The sequence below is a fragment of the Pseudomonas sp. R62 genome (genome assembly GCF_000257605.1).
GTDB lineage: Bacteria > Pseudomonadota > Gammaproteobacteria > Pseudomonadales > Pseudomonadaceae > Aquipseudomonas > Aquipseudomonas atacamensis.
The window spans coordinates 3042191-3047341 of the sequence record NZ_JH635998.1 but is presented as its reverse complement, the minus strand read 5'-3'; the positions used below and the strand labels follow the sequence as shown (position 1 = coordinate 3047341).

Annotated in this window: 7 protein-coding genes; 1 reads left to right on the top strand and 6 read right to left on the bottom strand. The window is 53.5% G+C overall.

Annotated elements, in window-relative coordinates:
- Positions 1-566 (bottom strand): drug/metabolite exporter YedA (yedA, locus tag OQK_RS31315; protein WP_038860966.1); only part of this gene is annotated, 566 nt, incomplete at its 3' end.
- 162 nt (positions 567-728) lie between these two features.
- Here yedA and OQK_RS14775 point away from each other — a divergent pair.
- Positions 729-1190 carry an Lrp/AsnC family transcriptional regulator gene (locus tag OQK_RS14775; protein WP_016773068.1) on the top strand — a complete coding sequence of 154 codons (462 nt, stop codon included), beginning with the start codon at positions 729-731 and terminating at the stop codon, positions 1188-1190.
- A gap of 39 nt (positions 1191-1229) precedes the next feature.
- On the opposite strand, the gene OQK_RS14770 is transcribed toward OQK_RS14775, so the two are convergent.
- The 5 genes from OQK_RS14770 to OQK_RS14755 all read right to left on the bottom strand — a co-directional run.
- Positions 1230-1871, bottom strand: coding sequence for a hypothetical protein (locus tag OQK_RS14770; RefSeq protein ID WP_016773067.1), 642 nt, complete (start codon positions 1869-1871; stop codon positions 1230-1232).
- Between the two features lie 17 nt (positions 1872-1888).
- Positions 1889-3271 (bottom strand): AAA family ATPase, encoded by a 1383-nt coding sequence (locus tag OQK_RS29315; protein ID WP_081489854.1) that lies wholly within the window; start codon positions 3269-3271, stop codon positions 1889-1891.
- 141 nt (positions 3272-3412) lie between these two features.
- Positions 3413-4024, bottom strand: a complete 612-nt coding sequence (locus tag OQK_RS14765; RefSeq protein ID WP_016773065.1) for a 3'-5' exonuclease — start codon at positions 4022-4024, stop codon at positions 3413-3415.
- Positions 4025-4059: 35 nt separating this feature from the next.
- Positions 4060-4539, bottom strand: coding sequence for a LabA-like NYN domain-containing protein (locus OQK_RS14760; RefSeq protein ID WP_016773064.1), 480 nt, complete (start codon positions 4537-4539; stop codon positions 4060-4062).
- 272 nt (positions 4540-4811) lie between these two features.
- The coding region (locus OQK_RS14755; protein ID WP_016773063.1) for a DUF2076 family protein at positions 4812-5151 on the bottom strand (340 nt) is incomplete at its 5' end.

The following is a 5151-nucleotide window of genomic DNA, read 5'->3' as shown; positions in this document are numbered from 1 at the left end:
ACCAGCATCTCCACCGCGCTGGCCATCGCCCCCGGTGGCAGCGGCAAGTATTTGCTCCACACCGAGCCGAACGCCCAGCTCGCCGCCGCGAAAATCAGCAACATCGCACCGAGCGGGCTCGATTGCAGGTTGGAACCCATGTTGAGCATGGCGATGCCAATAATCCCCAACGCGACACCGGCCCACTCCAGCCGCGTATTGCGCGCACCCCAGAAGTAGCCGAACAACAAGGTGAACAGTGGCACCGTCGCCACCGCCAGCGCGGCAACGCCGGAAGCCACACCAGTGTGCTCGGCCACGCTGACCGCGCCATTACCAAAACTGAGCAGCAGAATGCCGACCAGCCCCGCCGCTTTCCACTGCGCCCAGGTCGGCGCCGCAGCCCCGCGCCAGCGCAGCCAGGCATGCATCAAGCTGCCGGCAATGACAAAGCGCACCCCGGCCAGCAACAGCGGCGGCCAGTATTCGACGCCAATGCGAATCACCAGATAGGTCGACCCCCAGATCACGTACAACGCAAAAAACGCAGCGATCAACGGCAGGGAAAAACGGCGCAAGGCAGGCATGGGCAGCTCGACAGTCAGGCTCGGTGGATGGATTATTCTAGAAAGGCGCAAGAGCAAAAATAAGTTACAAAACCTGTTTTTAGCGCCGGTACACTTTGGAAAACACGGAGATCGCCGAGTTAAGCCGCGATTTCTAAAGTCTGGCCATTTCAGGAGTTCGCCTTGGACAAATACGACCGCATGCTGCTCGGCGCACTTCTGGAAAACGGCCGCGCGTCTTACGCTGATCTGGCGCGCAAGATTAACCTCTCAGCCCCCGCCGTCGCCGAACGCGTGGCCAAACTAGAAGCGGCCGGAGTGATCACCGGTTATCAAGCAAAAATCGATATGGCGAAAATCGGCCTGCCGATCCAGTGCGTGATCGAACTGCGCCTGAACCAGCACGGCAACCAGAAGGCCTACGATGAACTGATCAAAATCCCGCAGATCACCGAATGCCATCGGGTCACCGGCGACCCGTGCGTGATCATGCAAGCGGCGGTGGCCTCGATGCCGAAGCTGGAAGAGTTGATCGATCGGGTGGCGAAGTTCGGGTTCAGCAAGACGTCGATTGTGCTTTCAAGCGCAGTCGAAAAGCGTGTGCCGTTGGAATGGCTGGTACAACATCTCAATGAAAACGATTAACTGCTCCATACTGTGTCAGGTGAAGCAGCGCCACCCAAGCTAAATATTGAGAATACCCTGAGACACCGATGTTATTTTTCGACGAAAACTTTGATAGGACGCTAAACCCCGGACAGGCCCGTCAGGATTTAAGTCAATCGTTAACCTAGCGCGCATTTCTGAAAACCGTTTTTTAAACTTAGCCAAACGAACGCCCTGTGTCTCACTGGCCTCACAAAGCGCCTCCAACAACAACTGCTTAGTATCACGCACAGATTCAAGCCGACGTAATGCGGGAATACAACCCAGACCGCCACGATAGCTCGAATTACCAGCTACCAACTTAATTGCTTCAACATCTGCCAACAACCAAGTCTCGAGCATGGTAACTGGAATGACTGGTACGATTCTAGAAAAATCAAAAACCCCATCGCTCGCCGCTTCAATCTCCTGCTCTCGAACGATAGAACCGGCGCCATCAGCATCGCGATGAACAAAGATCAAATCAACATGAGGGTAATATTTAATCAACGCTCTAAGCTTCTCTTGTACTGAGCGACCCACAGGAGGCGAAAACATACCTAAATCCGGGACTTCACCACTTACTTCGGAAAAACCCTCGCCAATCAGAATCGTCTGTATATGCTCAACCAAGCGAAGATCGGATGAGCCTTCCCCCGTTAGAATAAACCTTATTTTCATAGATGGCGTCCCTTAAATTACTCGTCAAATTCCATTGATATCTGACTGTCCGGCGGAAGGGCGAGATAGGCGATAATCGACCCTTTATCAATGCATTCAGAACCAGACTTAAATCTCCAGCTTTCCCGCAAACTTTTGCATCTAATAGTTGAAGCAGGCACCCCATCCGGGCCACGAACCTTTACAACATCCGCATAAATAAGATCATCGGGCGATTCTAGCTTAACTAAAACTGGAGAGTGCGTCGCAATCAAAATTTGGCGCATAGGATTATCCTCGCCTACAGGATAATTTGTATCGACCGCAAGTTCCTTCAGCAACGACAACATAGCGCCCATTTTAGCTGGATGAATACCATTTTCAGGTTCCTCAAAACAAAGTAACCCTTTGAAATCTGGATCTTCAGCCATGATGCATAATGCCATGAATCGCAGCGTACCATCTGAAAGAGCTCGGGCTGGCAAGAACGCACCAGAACGCTCCTTAACTTCAACTGTGAGCAGTTGCCTCACTTGATCAACATCAACCCTGACATCTGAAGTCGGAACAATTTCTGAAAGCCTACTGGCAATACGCGAGTAGACATTCGGATCTTTACGATAAAGCTTATACAAAGCCGCAGCCAATTTCCCCCCATCAGCTCCTACACTTGTGTCCTCATGCATTTTGTTAGAACGGCGCATTGCACTTGGCTCTAATGAAAGAAATCGCCAAGATTGCATTTCCCGTCGAGCAGCAAGAATTGTGGGCCAAACTGCACTATTGGTGTTTGCCACAACGGTTTTAGGGATATATCTAGCTGGAATTTTTTGTGGCTGCCCACTGCTACCGCCATCTTGATGAAGGTGAATTTCCACCACTCCATCGTCTACTTTTTGAGTGGATATGAATCCAGCGCCTTTACGTTTGTTCAAGACAACCTGATCACGAAACTGCGAAACACTAAGAGGAAAATGCAAGGAGTTCGTCGCCTCCCCCTTATTAATGTGCACTAAAGTTTCTCGTGAAAGATACAGACCTAAAGATCCTGATTTCTCTTCCGCTGGATCCCTAGCAATTTCTACTTCATAACGTAAAAAGGTGGATGTAGCTTGAGCTTTACGGCCAAAATCATCAACTATATCTAATGAAACGATCATTTCCACCGCTAGCTTTAAGCTCTCTACACGGTAGTCCCCGTTGGTCCAGAAAACATCCAGCGGATCTGTAGACTCAGAGTCTCTTACAGCTAAAGCGGCCTCGACAATAGTTTTATCACTCAACAAAGAGAGAAATTTTATCGCATCAAATATATTTGATTTCCCAACTCCATTTAGCCCCGCTATACAATTAAACGGGCCAAATGACACAGAGAAATCCAGTAAATTCTTAAATCCATGAGCTTCGAGTTTGGTAAGCATATTAGCTCTCTATTTTCGAGCAGCGGTCCGATGCTGGTGACCGGAGTATCTTGGAATTGACACATCCATTCAAGCACAAAAAATCTTCATTATTGAATTTTCTCATTACAAGATTTGTTGAGCAATATTATTGAAAATTGACTATAGCGGGGATTGTCGCTGCAGATACTCGAACACTTTTCCCGCCGAGATTTTCTGCAGTTTGCACAACAGATCATGCGATAGATCGCGCACCCCATGCTTGCCCCGCAACTCTTCCGCCAGATGCGCCATCAGATTGGCCGCCATCTCGGCGTCGGCCATGGCCCGGTGAGCCTGACCGGTATGCGGTAGCTGCGCGAAAGTGGTGAGCGTGCCGAGCTTGTGATTCGGCGCCGCCGGCATCAGGCGCCGCGCCAGCAGCAGTGAACAGGCAAAATTCTGCAGGCGTGTGCGTTTGATCCGCCCCAGTTCGAAATCCCAGAACTTCTGGTCGAACGAGGCGTTGTGCGCCAACAGCGGCGTACAACCGACGAATTCGTTGACCTCTTCCATCACCCGCTCGGCCGGCGGCGCGGCGCGCAGCATGGCGTTGCTGATGCCGGTCAGTTGCTCGATGAACGCGGGGACGCGCACCCCAGCGTTCATCAGGCTCTGGTAACGCTCGACGATGCGGCCGTTTTCCAGCATCACCACGGCAATTTCCGTGGCGCGGCAGCTGCTGTTCGGCGACAGGCCGGTGGTTTCAAAGTCGATGACTGCAATGCGTTCCAAACCGGGTTCAACTCCGTACAGATCAGTTCTTGAGCTTAATTCTTTAACAGCAGCGCGCCTTCGATCGGCACGTAACGGCTGGCGGCGCGGATCAGCGAGTTGGCGGTGAGGCCGGGCACGCCGTAGGCGACTGCTTGCACGCCGTGCTTGTTGATGATGCGTTCGAGCAGCATGTCGAAATCGCCGTCACCGGAGGCCAGCACCACTTCGTCGACATGGTCGGCGGCGTCCATGATGTCCAGGGTAATGCCGACATCCCAGTCGCCCTTGGCCGAGCCGTCGCTGCGCTGGATGTAGGGCTTGAGCTTCACGGTGAAACCGAGGTTGCGCAGGATCTGCTGAAACTGCTGCTGCTTGCTGTCGCCACGGTCGATCGCGTAGGCGTAAGCCTCGACGATCTGCCCGTTCTTGCTGATGTCGGCCCACAATGCGGCGTAGTTGAAGTGGCAACCATAGGCCTGACGCACGGTGTAGTAGAGGTTCTGCACATCGGCGAACACTGCGATTTTTTTCACCGGAGTTCCTGTGAGCGCGCAAGCGCACGAAGCGGGGTCAGGCGATCAGGCCTGAAAAAGGCGCTCAGTATGCCAGCCCGAAGGAGGGTTCCGCGAATAATCGGCCACAGGCGCAAAGGTGCTGCTGACGAGTGGTGAGTGTGGCGAGGGGATTCATCCCCGTTGGGCTGCGCAGCAGTCCTCGCTCCAATCAGGAACAGCGGGGCTGCTGCGCAGCCCAGCGGGGATAAATCCCCTCGCCACAGTGTACATGTCAGCCTTCAGAGGCTATGTCAGACAAAGGAGTCGTCGTCATCGAAGAACGACGAGTTGTCGCTGCTGTAATCGGCATCGCTGAAACCGCCCTGGTCATTGCCAGAAAAACCGTTGTCCGCCACGCGCTGATCATCGCCCCAGCCGTTGTTGCTCTGGTCGGCGACCTGCGCCGGTTCTTCCTTGATGACCTCGACGATTTCTTCCGGTTGCTGATTGTGGTGGAACAGGCTGCTGATGCCCTGCGCCAACATCACACCACCGGCCACGCCTGCGGCGGTTTTCAGCGCGCCGCCGAGGAAGCTGTTGCCGGCCGCCGGGGCTGCCTGCTGCGCATAGTTGGGCGGCGCGGCGCCGAAG